The sequence below is a fragment of the Desulfobacter sp. genome (genome assembly GCA_028768545.1).
GTDB lineage: Bacteria > Desulfobacterota > Desulfobacteria > Desulfobacterales > Desulfobacteraceae > Desulfobacter.
This window is the reverse complement of the sequence record CP054838.1, coordinates 2,344,294-2,360,895: the sequence shown is the minus strand read 5'-3', so window position 1 is coordinate 2,360,895 and position 16,602 is coordinate 2,344,294. Positions and strand designations below refer to the sequence as shown.

Below are 16,602 nucleotides of genomic sequence, written 5' to 3'. Positions count from 1 at the left end.
GCAATGCCTATTTGTCTCTGTCCTGCTGCTTTTTTTTGACTTTTAGATACCAGTCCTGGTTGCCGTAAAGTTCATCCGAACATTAAGCGCATAATCCGTGGCTAAACATGATATTTGAATGGCATTCAAGATAGTCCTCAAGCGTGTTCCAATACCCTTTATCGTCACGAATTTTCTTGCACTTGGAGCAAATGGGCAACAGGCCGCTCAAAGTTTTAATATCTTCAAGGGCGGTCTGCAGATCTTTGATCAATCGTTCGCGTTCCTGTTCAGCCTGTTTGAGCTCTGTCATGTCTTTGGATATGGCCAGGACAAGATTTTTTTGGGGTAATAATAAGGCAGAAAGGGACACAAAGGCGGTAAATAATGTGCCGTCACGCTTACAATGGGTCCATTCAAAAATTTTCACCCCTTTTTCAACAGCAGTCCGGATGTATTCAGCCCCCAGCTGGCGGGAGGATTTCCCATTGGGTTGAAATTCAGGAGATAATTGTTCAGGTGTCAACCCTATAAAATTTTCACGGACTTTTGTATTGTGCAGCTTGACTGCAGCATCATTGCAATCTATGAAATTACCAGTATCCACATCAATGATCGAGATTGAATCAACCGAGGAATCAAAAAGGGTTCTGTATTTTTTTTCACTCTCAATAACGGCCTGTTCAGCCTGTTTGCGCTGGGTGATATCCAAGACTTGAACAAGGTAGCTGGTTTGATCTTCATGATTATTATAGACCACACTTCTGACAAGGGCTTCTCGCTGGTGCCCATTATTATGAACAAAAGAGACCTCATAGACCTCCTGAAGCGGTTCTCCCTGCATTCTTTTTTCATAACGTTTCAGAACCTTATCCATGCTTGTTTCTGCAATGTTGAAAAAAAATGGTTTTTTGAGCAGCTCTGATTCAGTATAACCTGAAATTCTGCAAAATTCTTGGTTCACAAAGCCATAACAGCCACTATGGTCAATAATGGATATGCCCATGGGTGATTTTTCCACCACTGTCCGGTATTTTTCTTCACTTTGCCTCAATTTTGCTGTTTGTTTTCCAAGGGTCTCTTGAAGCTGCCTGTTGCTGTTTTTCAGTATCTGCTGCCGGGAGAGGAAAAAAACCATACTCATGACAATAATGACCAGGGTCAGAAAGATGCCTGAAATATTTCTCTGAAGCCTTATGCCATAGAGTGACTTGTTGATTTCAATATCCGGAGCCGAAATACAGACAATCAGGCTGTGGTCACCAATGTAAAGGGTATTCCAGGCGATAAGCTTACGTGAGACCCTGTTGCCCTCCCGGTGTACCGTAAAGCGGTATTCATCAGTTCCTGTTTTTTCATTTACAAGGCGGTTATCAACCCTTTCCAGGTCAGGATGGTTGGCATGTATTCCATCAAAAATATTTCTGCCAATAATTTGAGTTTCATGATCGTAAACAATGGTGCCCTTTTCATCAAGAAGATAGGCTGCCCCGTATTGGCCCGAACGGATGGGGGCGATATATCGCTCAACCATTGGCCGCAGGTCAATCACAACAGCCAGCACCCCCTTTAGCGAATCTTGAACTCGTACGGGAAAAAGCATTCCCATCATCTGATACCCAGGAGTGATATGAAAATCGGGAATCATGGGACCTTGTTCCGGGGTCTTTAATCCGGCCCAGTATCTGTCCGCCCATTTAACAGCCATACGTTTTGCCTCAGCCCCTGTCAGGCTTTCCTGAATTTTTGAATGCAGAACATGGTTAGGGGCATCCATGTATACATGGGCGATATTTTCCGGGTAGGCATTTTGTTCAAGGGAAAATAGTCTGACCAAAGAGGGGATATCACGTTTGCCCATGGCAAATTCCGGCAATGAATAGTTCCCGAGAGTGTCTGATTCCTTGTAAAGCCAGTGAATTTTAGCCGCCATGGCCTGGTTTGCAAGCAAGGCCTGGAGAGATTGCTGTTCCTGAAATGACTTTTCATGCTCAATTATTATTTTTTTATGGCAGAAAGCATTGGCAATAATCGACAGGACAATAGCCGCCAAAATACTGACAATAAAGAAGATAATGGTTTTTGACTCAAGCATTAAAACGTCATCCCATAGGCGGGGTCTGCTTTTGGGTTTAGGTTTCATTTAAGTCTGTCCGTATCATTTTTGCATCGTCTTTAAAGGGCCTGGGATTTACAGCGTCATCAGGAGCTAAAACAGAGTTTCCAGAGATAATTCAATTTTATAAAATTCTCAAGACAAATAAAACCGCCCTCACAATTTTGGAATCAACGGGCTCAGATGGAGCAAACCTCACGGACTGCCCTAAAGTTTGCAAGTCAACAATATTTTCCCCGGGTTCGGCGCATTCTCATCATCCAGAAAATACAGGACAAAAAAATAAGGGCCTGGTTTAATCTTCAATCATATCCCTGCATAGGAAAAGCGCCTGGGATACGGGGATCCTATCGGGCAGATCAGCATCTACCGAGGCTGTAAAATGTTTGTTTACAGCGGTCAAAAGGGTGTTTAACTGATCCAGGTTGATCAGGGCATCCTTGGGAAAAGAGGTCATATTTTTAAAATTTTCAGGGCAGAAATCCACCAAGGCCTTTCCATCTTTTTTTATGTACAAAGGCAATCCGTGTGTACGGCAAATCACGGGCCGGGCCGGATAGATCAGGCAGATTCTGTCCACTAAAAGGGGACAATTCTCAGGTTCTTTATCCCCTGATTTTTCAATAAGTTGCAGTCTTTTTTCCACCTTTTTTTGAGCTGATTTATCCAGGCACTCAAAGGCCCGGGACAGGGCAAAAGCCTCTACTGGGAACAGGGTTAAAAACCGGCAGCAGCTGTCACATCCCCTGTGGCAGGCAATCTGGTCTGAATAACGCGCCGCCACCTGTTGGATGTGGACATCCACCCGGCTGAGCAGGTCGGTATAATTTTTTAATAAGGGGTCAAGTATCTCATCTTTGGACATGGCAGGGCCTTTGTCGGGGGGTGGTTATTGTATCGTGCATCATCCTTGCGATCCTTATACAGGATCTTCGAAAAAAAAGAAACGGTCTCCCGGGCCAGTAAAGGCAGGTCAAAAAACAGCCCATGGTCTGATTTTCGGTTTTTTTGCCAGATCATTTCTATCGTTGACACAACCGGGTGAAAGAGATAAGCTTTTGATTAATGGATCGCAAACTAAATATTGATCTTGACACCTTGATTGATAATCTTCCGGGTATGGCCTTTCGCTGCCTGAACGATAAGGACCTGACCATTCAATATGCCAGCAGGGGAGCCATATCCATTTTGGGCTACGAACCGGGGGATCTGATCGAAAACAAGGCCTTCCGGAAGATGGTTCACAAAGACGATCTGCGCCGGAACAAAAAAGTGCTGGGCAAATTGTCTGTTCACTCTCCCCGATACCGGCTCATCTATCGGGTCAGAACGGCTGACGGGTATAACAAATGGGTGAAAGAAGAAGGGATAGCTATTTTTTCCTCCGACGGCCGGTTTCAGTTTATTGAGGGCCTTTTGACCGATATTACCGATCAAAAAACAATTGAACTGGAATTAGAGCGCGAAAACATCCGGTTAAAATCATCCATGGGCCAGCGGTACCGCCTGGAACAGATGATTGGAAAAAGTGATGCAATGCAGGCGGTTTATGATCTGATTTTAACCTTGGCCCAAAACGACGCTTCAGTGATCATCACAGGAGAGTCCGGCACGGGAAAAGAGCTGGCAGCCCATGCAATTCACTCCCTAAGCCCGAGGAACAAACACCCCTTTGTACCTGTTAATTGAGGAGCAATCCCTGAAAATCTTCTGGAAAGAGAATTTTTCGGTCATAGCGAGGGATCGTTTTCAGGTGCCACTGCAGACAAGCCCGGATACCTGGAACGGGCCAGACAGGGCACCCTTTTTTTGGATGAGGTGGGTGAAATATCCTTGAATTTCCAGATGAAACTGCTCAGGGGGCTGGACGGCATCGGATATACCCCCATTGGCGGCAAATCCCTTCAAAAATCAGATTTTCGCCTGATCTGCGCAACCAACCGGGATCTAAAAGAACTGGTCCGCAAGGGAAATATGAGAGAGGATTTTTTTTACAGGATCAATGTCATTCCATTGAAAATGCCGCCCTTAAGAGAGCGCAAAGATGATATTCCCCTTTTAATTGACCATTTTCTTCAAACCAGTGACAGCCGGCTATCATCCATTAAACAATTCCCCCACGCCCTCAGGCTCAGGATGGAGATGTATTCCTGGCCCGGGAATATCAGGGAATTGAAAAATGTGGTTGAACGCTATATCACCTTAGGCCACCTGCACATCGAAGATATCATTCCGATTTCCACGGCTGAGCTGGCAAAAGAGGAGACCCTGAGCCAGGGCATGTGCCTCTCCGATTCCATGGATAGTTTTGAACAAAAACTCATCCAATCCGCATTGGAACAATGCCGGTGGAAAAAAGGGGACACAGCCTCCCTTTTAGGTCTTACCATGAGAACCTTGCAGCGCAAGTTAAAAAAACATGGGATAAAATAGATAATCGGTCCATAGTGTCACAAAAAGCGACCTTTTTGTCGCTTTTTGATTTTCTCGATTAATATCAATACATTCCGTTCAAACAACTCTGTTTATGCGACATTTTTGTCGTAATCATGATATTCCCTTCCCGCAGCCCCAAACCCGCCAAAACATTTCAGACAAACCTATTATTTCAGGTGGTTAGGTTCAAAAAAAAGAGCCCCACTGAGCCTTGGCACACTTATTGTTATTCTCTTGTCAGAGGGTTTGAATCAGAGCCTGGAAAAAATGTAGCCAGACTTGGCAGCAGGATGAAATCATTTTGTTCCATAACGGTTTACGGCCGGATAACAAATAAGGAGAAAAACCAATGCAGAAACGTAATAAAAATGTGGTCATGATCATGTGTGACAGTCTTCAGTGGCATTACATGGGCTGTTACGGCGGGAAAATTAAAACCCCGAATTTTGACCGCCTGGCAAGGGAAGGCGTTGTTCTGGACAATGTCTACTCAGAAGGACTTCCCACCATCCCTGTGAGACGGGCATTGTTCACCGGGCGTTACACCCTTCCCTACCGGGGCTGGTCTCCTCTGGAACTGGATGATACCACCATTGCCGATATCCTGTGGCGGCACAGCACCTATTCTGCCTTGATAACAGACACAGCGGTGATGCACCTGCCAAAGTACGGATACCAGCGCGGGTTTGATTATGTCTATAATCTGAGGGGCCATGATGATGACAACCATTATTATGCTGAAGATCCCCTCTATCATTTGAAAATGGAGGACTACCATAAACCTGCCTATCGTAAAGATGAAGACGGTAATGAGGTGGAGGAGATGTGGTCTGAGTTTTCAAAGGATGAGATGAAGGGATACCTGGCCCAGCGGCAGTATTGGAAAACCGATGCAGACCAGAATGTGGCCCAGATTGCCAAACAGTCCATCCGGTTTCTGGAAGAGGCAGACCGGAACAAACCCTTTTTCCTCTGGATCGACAGTTTTGACCCCCATGAACCCTGGGATGCCCCCTCCATCTATGACGATGATTTAAAATGCCCCTATGACCCAGATTACGACGGCCAGGAAATCTGGAATCCGGTATCCACCTATGCAGACAATGTATACACAGATCGTGAAATGGAACATATCCGCGCCCTGTACGCAGAAAAAGTAACCAACGTGGACAAATGGCTGGGCAAGGTTTTGGACAGAATCAGGGATCTGGGCCTGGAACGGGATACCATGGTGGTTCTCATGGCCGATCATGGAGAGCCCCTGGGCAATGGCAAGCATGGACACGGCATTGTCAGAAAATGCCGCCCCTGGCCCTATGAAGAACTGGTTCATGTCCCCATGATCGTAAAAGCAGAAGGACTTGAGGCAGGAACCCGAAAATCCGCCCTGGTTCAAAACATAGATATCACCCCCACCATGATGGAATGGATGAATATCCCCCAGGAATCCTGGCCTGATATGCAGGGTAAGAGTCTGTGGCCCCTGTTAAAGGGTGAGGTGGAGGATATCAGAGATTTTCTGATCACTGGTTTTTTCGGCCAGTCCTGGTCCATCATCACCAAAGAGTGGTCCTATATCCACTGGCTGAATACCGTGGCCCTGGAAAATTCAGAAGCCAGCGGTAAAACCATGTTTGAAGTGTTTGACATCCAGGAGGGCGAAGTCTCTGAAGGTGTGGGGGATACCCAGACCATGTTTGACAGGATTAAGGCCCAGCAGGAAAATCAATGGACCTGTGTTCCCGGTTCCCTGACAGAAGTCCCGGAAAAAGACAGCCTGTTTGACCGGTCAAAGGATCCCTTCCAGCTGGAGAATATTGCTGAAAAGCATCCTGAAAAAGCCAGGGAGATGTTTGACAAGCTGCGGGAATTCATGCTCGAGCTCAAGGCAGAATCCATCTACCCGGAATAAAACGAGCGTTGGTATGAAATAAACCAATGGCGGTAAAAAAAAGGATCGGTTTCAGCCCACAGAAACCGGTCCGGTTTAAAACAACTCAAAGGAGAAATTTCAGATGATAACCGACATTACAGACAAGGAATTTGACGCCAGTATTTCCGCAGGCCTGAATATCGTTCTTTTTTATAAAGACCGCTGCCCCTATTGCAATGCCATGAAAAAAATTTTGACCAAGTTTTCAGGCATGCCCGCCGCCCAGAAAAAAGAGATTCGCTATTTTCAACTCAACCGGGAAAACTGCCCAAAAACGGTGGATACGCTTGATGTGGGGCGAATTCCGTCATTGTTTATTTTCAGGGACGGTGAAAAAATTGCTGAAAAAAGCGGGGATATTACCTATCGCCAGCTTGAAAAGCTGGTGGCCTGATACAATTTTCTCAGGGAGAAAACAATGGATCAAAACTACGATATAATCGTTCTGGGCGGCGGGATTGCTGCAATGACAGCCGGAATCTATGCCTCACAGGCCAACTTAAAAACCCTTATTCTGGAAAAAAGTATCTGCGGCGGTTTGGTAAACACCACATATCTTGTTGAAAACTTTCCATCACAGCCCCGAATCGCCGGGCAGGAGCTGATGGAAAAAGTCAGGGATCAGGTGGATGCCATGGGGGTTGATATCCGAGAGGTGATCGAGGTGGACCGGCTCTCCCTTGAAGGGGATATAAAAACCGTGGAAACCGATGAAGGCATCTTTACCGCGGATGTCGTGATCCTTGCCACCGGCCGAACCCCCAGACCCCTGCCCATAAATACCGAATGTGAACAAGTCCATTATTGTGCCATTTGCGATGGGTCCGGATACAAGGGAAAAAATTTTTTGGTGGTAGGGGGAGGCAACAGCGGTATAGAAGAATCTGTCTACCTGCTCTCCCTGGGCGTCAGACACATCACCGTGATTGAACAAATGGACCGGCTGTTTGCATCACAGCAGGCACAAACAAACCTGTTAGGCCACCAGGGACAGGTGGATATATTTACCGACACAAGGGTTAAAGAGCTGGAGATTGAGAACAACAAACTGGTCAGTGTTCTCCTTTACAATGCAAAAAAAGATGAAGAACGCCGGCTTAAAGCGGACGGCATCTTTGTCTATATGGGACACGACACCCAGACAGCATTGTTCAAGGAAACAATCTCTTTGAATAAATACGGATATATCGATGCCGGAGATGATCTGTCTACCAATATCCCCGGGGTTTTTGCGGCAGGAGATCTTGTGCAGAAAAAATACTGCCAGATCACCACGGCCATGAGTGATGGAACCATCGCAGCCTTGAGCGCAGCCGAATATATCCGTAAAAAGCACCGGCATGACCCTGCGGCTTGAGCCCCGGTCTTTGTCGCTGTACAATAGTCAATAAAAAAAAGGAAGTCTATCATGCCCAATTCGAGCACAGATTCAGCAACGTCCTTGTCCGTTCCCGGCAAAAAATTTAACCGTTTTCTGGGAAACTATGACCCTGCCATTTTTTTTATAACCGGAGCAATTACCCTGATTGCGGTTATTTACGGATTTATATCCCCCAAGAATTTTGACAGCCTCTTATCGGCCGCACAATCATGGATTACCTCACGGTTCAGCTGGTTTTTCATTCTCTCGGTTGCTATTTATCTGATTGTCATTGTGGTGATCGCCTTTAGTAAATATGGCAACCTCAAGCTGGGCAAAGAGACAGACACGCCTGAATTCAGTTATTTTGCCTGGGTGGCCATGCTCTTTTCCTGCGGTGTTGGTGTGGGATATGCCTTCTGGGCAGTGGGTGAACCCATCATGCATTATATGAATACGCCCTACCTTGCAGAATCGGCAACACCTGCAGCCCGCCCCATCGCCATTCAGATCGGCATCATGCACTGGGGAATTCATGCCTGGGGAATTTTTGCCCTGGTGGGTCTTGCCATTGCATTCCCGGCCTACCGCCTGGGCAAACCCATGAATGTATCCATCTCTCTTTACGGGCTGTTCGGTGACAAAATTTCATCCTCCGTCCTGGGCAAAGTGATTGAAATCCTGGCAGCCTTTGCCACCATCGCCGGGGTGAGCACAGCCCTTGGTCTGGGCATTATCAGCACCAACGCAGGTATAGAACACATCACGGGTCAGGCGCTGGGCACAAGCGGGCAGATGATTTTCATGGCAATTCTCATCGGCCTGTATATCCTGTCGGCTGTTTCAGGCATTGAAAAGGGAATTAAAAATTTATCCACCATCAATGTGATTATTGCCTTTTGCTGGGGTGTTTTTATTCTCTTTTCCGGACCGACCACCGAACTGCTGAGCCTCATGGTTCAGACCGCAGGCAGCTATATTAAAAATTTTGTCTTTGTGACGTTCTGGACCGATGCCACGAACACCAAGGGACAATGGCTGGAATGGTGGACCATTTTCTACTGGATCTGGTGGATCTCCTGGGGACCGTTCTGCGGCGGTTTTGTGGCCAGGATCTCCAAGGGAAGAACGATCGAGGAGTTTATCATAGGGGTCTGCCTGGTTCCCACCCTTGTGGCCATTGTCTGGTTCTCCATTGTGGGCGGCGCAGCCCAGCATGCCCAGATTTCAGGGGCAGCAGACATAGCGGCCGCACTCAAGTCGGATATAGGATCGGGCATCTATGTCCTTTTGGCCACCTATCCCTGGGGCAACCTAGTGGCCGGCATCGTCTTTTTAAACCTGGTTATTTTTCTGATCACCTCTGCAGATTCCGCCTCGTTTTTTGTGGCCATGCAGATGTCCGGCGGAAAAACAGAACCCAGTGTCCCCATGAAACTAATCTGGGGTATTTTTATCGGATCACTGGCCTTGATACTCCTGGCTTCGGGCGGGTTGCAGGCCCTTCAGAAGGCCTCTATCATTGCCGGTGCCCCCCTGGCCATTCTCACCTTTATGATGGCGGCCTCCCTGATTAAAATGCTGCGCCGTGCCCAAGAAGACACCCAATAACCCGGTTCAAAAACAAAATTAAAAAAATATACAAGAAGGTGCCCCATGACGGCAGATAAGACAGATAAAAAACGATTCGGCAATCCGGAACTCTACGAGCGGATCCAGGCGGATGCGGTGATGCTAGTTGAATCCTACGGGTTTGCAGTTTCCCCTGAAACCGCAAATAAGCTTCTGGAGGCAATACCGGCCCAGCAGGCCGGCAAATTAAATTATAGTGAAGAGGTCGGCAGGATCTATATCACCCAAGAGGTGATCAACTCCTGCCTGGAGCAGATCCGGCAGGACATGGACTTTTGGCCCAGGGGCTTTGGCACCGGCGGCATGGCAGCCTATCTTGATGATGATGACGGCCCCAGATCCCCCGGGCTTGAAGATATGGCCCGCCTGGCCGAGCTCTTTGGCAAAACAGATCTTTTAACCAGCCTCCAAAGCTCATTTAATATTTGTAATCGTATCAAAAAAAAGGATATGGAAAAACGCGCACAGATGGAATGTGCGGCCATTGACCAGATGATAGAGATGGCCAACGGTAAGCTGATCATGCCCACGGTATTATCAGAGGCGGCCTATGACCGGTTAAAACACTATCATGACAAAGGCCATAAGGTAGGCGCAGCATTGAGTATTATCTCAACCTATATGACGGTGAGCGATGAAATGGTGGACCCGTTTTTAAAAACCGTGACCCGGGGTCTGCCCTTTATCATGAACTCCATGCCCATCGGCGGACTGACAGGGCCTTACAGCATGACCGGCCTGGCCTCCCTGGCCCAGTCAGAAGCCCTGTTCGGCATGGTTCTGGGACAATTGATCCATCCGGGTATAAAATCTTTGAATTCGGCCATGCCCACCATTGCGGACATGAGCAAAAAAGATATGCCCATGATGTTCGGCAGTTTTTCCAATACCATGATCAATATTCTGCTGACTGAACTGAATCTGTCCCTTGGGATTCCCTGCTGCCAGAGTTCATGCAGTCACCCAATGGACCAGCTTGACGATGCCGCTGTTAAAAGGAGTTCTCAAATTTACAGCCTGGTCAACCAATACGACTATTTTATCATGAGGCACATGTTTGGATTCTCTTCCCAGCTCAATGATTTTTGTCTTGAGAACATGGAAAAGCAGATCCGTCTCTACCGGGAAATAACAACCCACCCGGTTCCGGTAGAACTTCCGGAACCGGCAGTCTATGATGAACAGGGAATGGAAGCACTTTTTGAAGGATTGGAACGAAGGGATTTCAGGGTGCTGGATCACACCCTGCAGAATATCGGTCATTCCTTCAATAATTAGCCATGTCAAAAATTCACCATATCCGCATTCTGAATCTGGATCCAGGGCGGCTGATGACAGCTGAAACCATCGTAAAAAAAGCCCTAAAAAAAACGAGTGTCAAGGCCAGGGTGTCCATGATTTCGGACAACCTGGCCCTTGCCCGGCAAGGGGTAATGGAAAAGGTGCCCGTACTGGAACTTGACAGCCGGATTATCAGCCATTCACAATTGATCCGACTTGATCAGTCAATCCTTTTATTCAAGACAGCCGGCATTGGTTCAGCCGCAGAACAGGACCCAGATCGAACAAGCTGACCGGAAATCCTCACAGAAATCAGGCGCTGAACAAAGCACCTGATTTCTGTGACACAAAAAAGGGAGATTGGATAAAAAAGTGAGCCTTTCCAGGTTTTAGTTGATCCTTATGCTTTTTCATCTTCAGGACCAACCCAGAATAACGGGTTGCGGGCCACCTCCCAAAGATGGCCATCAAGGTCCTTAAAATACCCGTGATAACCGCCCCAAAAGGCCTTCTGCGGCTTCTTGACCAGGGTTGCTCCGGCTTCTATCGCTTGGGATATGACCTCATCAACCTCTTGTGCCGAGCTTAGATTATGGGCCAGTGTAAAAGATTCAAACCCCTCACCTTGGGGAGAGACGGCAGCATCTTCCGCCAATGCAGTTCGCCCGTATAATCCCAGCCAGGTCCCATTCAATGTAAAAAAAGCAACTTCCGGAGGAGACGCCATTCGGGGAAAGCAAAGTCCCTTCTCGTAAAACTCAACCGCTGCCGCAAGATTGCGAACTCCCAGAGTGATCATGCTGATTCTTGGCTTCATTTATTCTCTCCATAGGTTATGAGATTCAGGCTGATTCCCTGGGGATCCCTTATCACACAAAAACGTCCGACGTTTGGGATATTTGTGGGAGAAAGGATAACTTTCCCTCCTAACGCCTCTACCCTTTTGACGGATGCGTCAACATCGTCAACCGTGATATATGGATCCCAGCAGGGCACAACCTCATGGGGAACATTCCCATCTTTGAGCATCATCCCCCCGATCATGATTCCTTTTCTGTGCACTGCCAAATAGGGATTGCCGTATATTGTCTTTGTTTGGGTAAAGGACCAGCCAAACAACTCACCGTAAAATTTCTTTGCCAAAATCAAATCAGTTGTTATCAGCTCGTTAAAACTGAATACCCCGTGTCCTTTGAAATACTCTTTCATTTTTTTCCTTCCACTCACAAATGCTGTCACACGGATCATGCTGTTAAGGGACTTTAGCAGGTACCCAGCCAGGATGGATTTTAACCGGCTTTAATTCCAATACAAATCCTTCTTCGATCAATATTTTCAAACACAAATTCAAATTTTCCACTATCAGTCATTTGCAGATGCTTTATTATTTTCACATCATTTGACACACACTCTTTATAAATATTTTTACCAATAAAATATCCGTCAACCCCATACCCATGAATCACTTTATTGGGTTGAATTTCAGATCGTTTTGATTTTGCCAGAACAATTTTTATAAGATGTTTGTACAGGCAGACACAAGGCAAGCAAAACCGTTCCCCCCTTTGTCCTGCCTTTTTCAATGTATTTGTTTAAATTTTCTTATAAACCCTTCAGCGCACTGGGTGCACAAAGCCCCTTCTTTGGCGTCGTGCTCTGACAGATTATGAGGATATGCCCTGGCACATATAGGGTTGGTACAACGCTTAATGCCAAAAATATGTCCGATTGAAGAGAGTGCTTGCATTTTTGCTCTTTTTAACAGACGACTCTGGTTGGGCGGCTCATCGTTAAATTTTGCACGAAAGCGATGATAAGACATAACACCCCCCCGGGTGTTGGCCCACCCAAACAGAAAATTATAATCTTTTGCGTATATATCCTCAGAGGTTATCCCAAGATATGCAACATTCTTTCGTTTATAAAACACAACTGATTTATACAAAACAGAATGCAGTTCTCCTGCATTCCATTGAGGTTTTTTGCCCACGGCATCTTTGAGTGTTGATTTAAATTGTTCAACAGCAGGTCTCCCATTTGCTTGAAGCAGAGGGACCATCAAGTGAACTATAATTTTCATCATGGTTTAAATCGGCCATATTTAAGTTAAGCTGATTCATGGCAAAGGTAATTTGAGGATCTTTATTTTCTTCTTTGATAATTTTTCTTCTTATCCGATTTAAAATTTGTCCGCGTAAATCACGGCTTGGTGCGGGATACTCCGCGTTTATCGTTTGAATGTAAACTGGAATGTCAAGGATTTGTGAAATATCTGCCTGCAGCTTTAATATCAGCCAATTATCACAATTTTGAAGTGGAACTAAAACAATGCAGTGATTTGTGCCTCCAATATGTTGGATCGCCTGAAAATCAGAGGACGGGGGAAGATCTAAAATCTGCCTGGCCTTGTCTATTAAAGCGTCTCTTTCAGCATAGGTTAAGACAAGGTTTGCTTTTTCTGTGCACGCTGTTTTCATTCCTTTTTCTTTTAACAGGCTGGCGTAAACCATCTGATGATCTAAATCCCAGGGATTATGCTCAAGGCCCTTGTTTAAATATTTTTTTGCAGCATCGTATTCTTTAAGTTCAAGAAGTCTGTCTGCGAATTTAAAGACAAGATCAATATCCCTTCGTGCAGAAACATTAGATTGATTCAGAACCGCATCTGCCTGTTCTTTCAATTCCTGCAGACCGGGTTTTGACACCTCTTGGGCATAAACCGTCATCAATAAAATTTGGAATAGAGCAAAAATAGGCAGAAAATATTTTTTATTCACGTGTATTTCTCCAGTATTCAAAGGTAAATTTATGCTCTATAAACTCCAATTTACATTGAAGTAAGTTTCTTTGAAAGCTTTGGCTTTCTTCTCTGCCCAAGCCTCTACTCCTAATTTTTTTATAAGGCATAAATTAAACACCAGGTTTCATCCTTGCTAAAAAGCCTCCCTCTTCTGTGCTGACAAGCTTTTCTGTGGACCAGCCACATTTTAAAGCATGGGCAGTCAATGTTTCAAAATCTAAGTGGAGCCAGCGCATCCAGGGACCGGCCTTCCCTTCATGGGAAAGGCGAAACTCCAATTCTCCTGGATACCCTTTTGGGCTTGAACAATTTGCGGATCCAGGCTCTTTGACAGAATTGACCAGCAATTGGCCGTTGGGACGAAGAATTCTTTCACACCTGTGGAGTAATCCTTTGATCCCCTTTAGGGTTTTGCACATGCCAATGTTATGCCCCAGCATAAAAATGGTATCAAAGCGTTCACCCTTAAATTGAAAAAAGTCCAGCTGTCTGGCCCTCTTGATTCCAAGTTCTTTCATGATATATACAGCTTGAGGACAGATATCGATGGCCGTCACCTCATAGCCTCGCTTTTCAAGTTCAAGAACGTGAACCCCTGTTCCTGCGCCAACAACCAAAATTTGACCCCGGCAGTTCTCAAAAGCATTATCCGTTGGTAAAAATTGTCCATGGGAACGGAAAAACACAGAAACCGGCAACGACTTCTTTTGGCCGGTTTTGAACTCATGTATAAGTTCTGCAGATGTATTACCTTGCCAGTAGGCAAGAAGGGCTTGACCAAATGGTTCAAGCGGGGAATCCTCAGACGCCTTCATTTTCACCCTCATTTCAAAATCACGGCCTGCCCGTGTGGATTTTACAGGTTAAAATTTTTTTTCTGACTTTTTATCTATCTTATCTTTTTTATCTCCGAAACCTAAAAAATCGTCCTTTATGCTCCAAGCAAGGGAAAACACCTGCAAATTATCGTTTATTTAGATATCCTGTAATATATGAAATAAGACAGCGGGGGGTCAATCGCACTGAAAAGGCAAGCAGTTTATTTATAAGTCCCGGAATGACAATGGTCTTACCCTTCATTAATCCTGCAAATCCTAGTTCAGCCACTGTTTTAGGGCTCATCATATGCGGACTGTTTGCCAGATAAGACCCTTTGATATCTGCCCGGTTGAAAAAATTTGTTTTTGTGGGGCCGGGGCATAATGCCGTCACCGTTATCCCATCTTTTTTCAGCTCCAGGTTCAGGCCTTCGGACAGCATGATCACATAGGCTTTAGACGCATAATAATTACTCATATAGGGTCCTGGCTGAAATGCTTCGGTGGAGGCAACATTTAAAATTTTCCCCTGGCCGTTTTTCACCATATCCCCGGCAAACCGTTTGCATAAATAGGCCAAAGAGGTAATGTTGAGTGCAATAAGATTCAACTCCTGCTCTAAAGGGGTCTCTGAAAATTTGCCGCCAATGCCGATGCCGGCATTGTTCACAAGCACATCAATTTTTATATTGCCCTTTTGAATTTGATCATAAACTTCTTTGGCCGCATCGGCTTGGGATAAATCTTTAACAATAATGTCCACCTGTACCTTGTTTTGCCGACCTATCTTAGATGCAAGTTTTTCCAGTCGATCTTGGGACCTTGCAACCAGGACAAGGTTATATCCGTTCTTTGAAAAAATTTTACTCAGCTCATATCCAATACCTGTAGAGGCCCCCGTAATGAGTGCGGTTTTGTTCATAAGGTTTCCTTATTTTATAAAATTTTTCAGTGATGTCCGGTTAGGTTTTTGCTTGCTCAATAATTTTTTGATCTTTGACAATATTGTCCCTGTTTGAACTATGAGAGCCCTGCTCCTCGCAGCCAAACAGGTCATTTAGAATGGCGGTTCGCAGCTGCCGAACTCTTTTGATCGTGACCTTTTCATTAAACTGTTTTTGGCAATGGATTGCCAGTAACAGGTAAGTGATAAGGCCGCCAAGAATCTGAACCATAAGGCCGTATTCACTGCGGGCAATGAGATGATATACCTTCAGATGTTCTTTCCACCATTTGAAAAAATCCTCAATGGTCCACCGGAGTTTATAAATTGTTGCTATTTGTTCCGCTGTTAAATCATGCCTGTCAGTTGCCACATAGTATTTGACGCCAGCAATTTTATAGCCAACAACCCGAACAGGCCTTTTCGTCTGGTTTTGATTCGGAGTACCAAGTTTAACCAGTGCATCATAAAAAATGTAGCTGTCGGAAGGGGTCTCGTGGTTATCAATAATTGTTCTTGTTGTCCTGGTTTTTATACGGCAGACAAAATGTTTGCCTTGCTCCTGAAGCAGGTCAAATTCTTTATGGGATTGATATCCACGATCCATAACACCTGTTTGCCCCTTGGAAAGTATTTTGGGAACAAAAGTGCGTTCAGCGCCGTTGCCTTCAGTCAAAAAGATTTTGTTTGGGATTCCGTGATTAATGTCAAATCCGCAATGTACTTTGGCTTTTTTACTTCCTTTTCTGTAGTTCGCCCAGTGCATTGAAAGGACTGCATTTATGAGACTACCGTCAATGGAAACCAACTCTCCTAACTCGGCGTGTTCACCCGGATGACACTCAAGAGCCTGTTTATAAAGATCCTCAAAGATAAATTGCAGTTGTTCGAGTCCCCTGTGATTGATGGCTTCACAGAAACTACTACGGCTGATACCACCGTCTGGCGCAATATTTTCTTTAGCAAAAACATTCTCCTTGAGATCCTGAATTAAATGTCGGGCAGACTTGTGCTCCTGAAGATGGAAATAAACCAAAGCATTTATCTGGTCTTCGAATGTCATTTTTAAAGGGCGGTCTCCTCGAGATTGTAATTCCGGTGCTTTTGAAAGTGACTTTATCAGAGGGCACCTGAAATTGTCAAAGTTCAGGGACCGTAGTTGTTTTTTAGGGACTGAGATGTGCGTCATTTGAGCTCCTTGAGTTAAATTTTCAAGGCGCACAAAAATTTTTACGCACATTTGTCAACACAAAACAGACTGTTTTTTCAATGATTTTAGATGCTTTTTATATGCAACAACCTAA

18 protein-coding genes are annotated in these 16,602 nt (G+C 45.4%); 8 read left to right on the top strand and 10 right to left on the bottom strand.

All coding sequences use genetic code 11. The features are described from left to right. Positions 1-82: 82 nt before the first annotated feature. Positions 83-2,074 (bottom strand): PAS domain S-box protein, encoded by a 1,992-nt coding sequence (locus HUN05_11325; protein WDP85650.1) that lies wholly within the window; start codon positions 2,072-2,074, stop codon positions 83-85. A gap of 316 nt (positions 2,075-2,390) precedes the next feature. Beyond that, a complete protein-coding gene (locus tag HUN05_11320) occupies positions 2,391-2,960 on the bottom strand; it encodes a YkgJ family cysteine cluster protein (protein ID WDP85649.1) in 570 nt (189 codons plus the stop codon). 200 nt (positions 2,961-3,160) lie between these two features. Between HUN05_11320 and HUN05_11315 the strand changes: the two genes are divergently transcribed. The 8 genes from HUN05_11315 to HUN05_11280 all read left to right on the top strand — a co-directional run bounded on the left by HUN05_11315 (position 3,161) and on the right by HUN05_11280 (position 11,030). Next, positions 3,161-3,784 (top strand): sigma 54-interacting transcriptional regulator, encoded by a 624-nt coding sequence (locus HUN05_11315; protein WDP85648.1) that lies wholly within the window; start codon positions 3,161-3,163, stop codon positions 3,782-3,784. Between the two features lie 120 nt (positions 3,785-3,904). After that, positions 3,905-4,528, top strand: coding sequence for a sigma-54-dependent Fis family transcriptional regulator (locus HUN05_11310; GenBank protein ID WDP85647.1), 624 nt, complete (start codon positions 3,905-3,907; stop codon positions 4,526-4,528). A gap of 352 nt (positions 4,529-4,880) precedes the next feature. Continuing rightward, a complete protein-coding gene (locus HUN05_11305) occupies positions 4,881-6,443 on the top strand; it encodes a sulfatase (GenBank protein WDP85646.1) in 1,563 nt (520 codons plus the stop codon). A gap of 103 nt (positions 6,444-6,546) precedes the next feature. Continuing rightward, positions 6,547-6,858 carry a thioredoxin family protein gene (locus tag HUN05_11300; GenBank protein WDP85645.1) on the top strand — a complete coding sequence of 104 codons (312 nt, stop codon included), beginning with the start codon at positions 6,547-6,549 and terminating at the stop codon, positions 6,856-6,858. Between the two features lie 24 nt (positions 6,859-6,882). Beyond that, positions 6,883-7,821, top strand: coding sequence for an NAD(P)/FAD-dependent oxidoreductase (locus HUN05_11295; GenBank protein WDP85644.1), 939 nt, complete (start codon positions 6,883-6,885; stop codon positions 7,819-7,821). A gap of 51 nt (positions 7,822-7,872) precedes the next feature. After that, positions 7,873-9,435, top strand: coding sequence for a BCCT family transporter (locus tag HUN05_11290; protein ID WDP85643.1), 1,563 nt, complete (start codon positions 7,873-7,875; stop codon positions 9,433-9,435). Positions 9,436-9,480: 45 nt separating this feature from the next. Further along, positions 9,481-10,734 carry a trimethylamine methyltransferase family protein gene (locus tag HUN05_11285; protein ID WDP85642.1) on the top strand — a complete coding sequence of 418 codons (1,254 nt, stop codon included), beginning with the start codon at positions 9,481-9,483 and terminating at the stop codon, positions 10,732-10,734. A gap of 53 nt (positions 10,735-10,787) precedes the next feature. Continuing rightward, on the top strand, positions 10,788-11,030 hold the full coding sequence (locus tag HUN05_11280) for a hypothetical protein (protein WDP85641.1): 243 nt from the start codon (positions 10,788-10,790) through the stop codon (positions 11,028-11,030). Positions 11,031-11,137: 107 nt separating this feature from the next. Here the strand turns inward: HUN05_11280 and HUN05_11275 are convergent, their stop codons facing one another. The 8 genes from HUN05_11275 to HUN05_11240 form a co-directional block, all read right to left on the bottom strand. After that, the gene (locus tag HUN05_11275; GenBank protein ID WDP85640.1) at positions 11,138-11,554 is read right to left on the bottom strand and encodes a VOC family protein; all 417 of its coding nucleotides are present in this window, start codon (positions 11,552-11,554) and stop codon (positions 11,138-11,140) included. Then, entirely contained in the window at positions 11,551-11,946 is a 396-nt protein-coding gene (locus HUN05_11270) for a VOC family protein (GenBank protein ID WDP85639.1), read from the bottom strand. The genes HUN05_11275 and HUN05_11270 overlap by 4 nt, the downstream gene beginning before the upstream one ends. A gap of 80 nt (positions 11,947-12,026) precedes the next feature. Continuing rightward, entirely contained in the window at positions 12,027-12,320 is a 294-nt protein-coding gene (locus tag HUN05_11265) for a hypothetical protein (GenBank protein ID WDP85638.1), read from the bottom strand. After that, positions 12,317-12,820 (bottom strand): hypothetical protein, encoded by a 504-nt coding sequence (locus HUN05_11260; protein WDP85637.1) that lies wholly within the window; start codon positions 12,818-12,820, stop codon positions 12,317-12,319. Before HUN05_11260 ends, HUN05_11265 begins: the two co-directional genes overlap by 4 nt. Beyond that, positions 12,756-13,514, bottom strand: coding sequence for a hypothetical protein (locus HUN05_11255; protein WDP85636.1), 759 nt, complete (start codon positions 13,512-13,514; stop codon positions 12,756-12,758). The genes HUN05_11260 and HUN05_11255 overlap by 65 nt, the downstream gene beginning before the upstream one ends. 133 nt (positions 13,515-13,647) lie before the next feature. After that, positions 13,648-14,352, bottom strand: a complete 705-nt coding sequence (locus HUN05_11250) for a class I SAM-dependent methyltransferase (protein ID WDP85635.1) — start codon at positions 14,350-14,352, stop codon at positions 13,648-13,650. Between the two features lie 148 nt (positions 14,353-14,500). Further along, positions 14,501-15,277, bottom strand: a complete 777-nt coding sequence (locus HUN05_11245) for an SDR family oxidoreductase (GenBank protein WDP85634.1) — start codon at positions 15,275-15,277, stop codon at positions 14,501-14,503. Between the two features lie 40 nt (positions 15,278-15,317). Then, positions 15,318-16,487, bottom strand: a complete 1,170-nt coding sequence (locus HUN05_11240) for an IS4 family transposase (protein ID WDP88033.1) — start codon at positions 16,485-16,487, stop codon at positions 15,318-15,320. Positions 16,488-16,602: the final 115 nt, after the last annotated feature.